The sequence below is a fragment of the Xanthomonas sp. SHU 308 genome (assembly GCF_000364645.1).
GTDB lineage: Bacteria > Pseudomonadota > Gammaproteobacteria > Xanthomonadales > Xanthomonadaceae > Xanthomonas_A > Xanthomonas_A sontii.
In genome coordinates, this window is the sequence record NZ_AQOK01000739.1 from 1 (window position 1) to 1001 (window position 1001).

Consider the following 1001-nt stretch of genomic DNA (forward strand, 5'->3'; position numbering starts at 1 on the left):
CTCGCGCAGCATGCGCTGGGCCAGGGTCTCGGACAGGGTGCCGCCGGCGAACGGCACCTGCCCGGCGAGCATTTCGTAGAGGATCAGGCCCAGCGCGTAGAGGTCGCTGCGCGGGTCGAGCGCGTCGCCGCGCGCCTGTTCCGGCGACAGGTAGGCGGGTGTGCCGATGACGTTGCCCAGGGTCGCGCCGAGACCGCTGCTGGCCATCGAGCAGGCCACGCCGAAGTCGCTGATCAGCGCATAGCCACCACGCTGCAGCAGGATGTTGGCCGGCTTGAGGTCGCGGTGCACGACGCCGCGCGCATGCGCCGCCTGCAGGCCGCGGGCGATGTCGCCGGCGATGCGCAGGGCGGTGTCGACGTCCAGCCGTTCCTCGCGCTGCAGCCGCGCCTCCAGCGACTCGCCGTCCACGTAGTCCATGCTGATCAGCCAGCGCCCGGCGTGTTCGGCCAGGTCGTGGATGCGCACCACGTGCGGGCTGGACACCTGCCGCGCCAGCAGCAGTTCCTGGCGGAAGCGGGCGAACGCCTGCGGCCGCTGCGCCAGTTCCGGGCGCAGCAGTTTGACCGCGACGTCGATGCCCAGCGCCTGGTCGTGGGCCAGGTACACCAGGCCCATGCCGCCGATGCCGAGCAAACGCTCGATGCGGAAGCGGCCGGCCAGCACGTCGCCCGGGGTCAGGCTCTCCTGCGCGTACAGGCCGGTGGCGGTGGCCGCATCGCTCATGCCGGCCCAGGCCCCTGTTCCGCGCCTGTGTCGCGCAGCGCCTGGCGGGCGGCGATCCACAGCGCGGCGCGCTCGCAGAAGGCTTCGAGCAATTGCATGTCCAGCGCACCGATGGCGCTGCCGGCGCGGCGGCTGTCGGCATAGATCGCGCCGAGCACGCGGGCCCCATCGCGCAGCGGCAGGCACAGCAGGGTGCGCAGGCCGGCGGCGCAGACCGAGGCGCGCTCGGCCAGCCACGGCACGCCACCGACGTCGTGGGCCACGGTGGCCTGGCC

Annotated in this window: 2 protein-coding genes; both read right to left on the reverse strand. The window is 73.4% G+C overall.

The features are described 5' to 3' along the window. A partial coding sequence (locus D588_RS25575) for a serine/threonine-protein kinase (RefSeq protein WP_017917198.1) occupies window positions 1-726 on the reverse strand: 726 nt, incomplete at its 3' end. Next, the coding region (locus D588_RS0119605; RefSeq protein ID WP_026143907.1) for a GAF domain-containing protein at window positions 723-1001 on the reverse strand (279 nt) is incomplete at its 5' end. The genes D588_RS0119605 and D588_RS25575, both read right to left, overlap by 4 nt.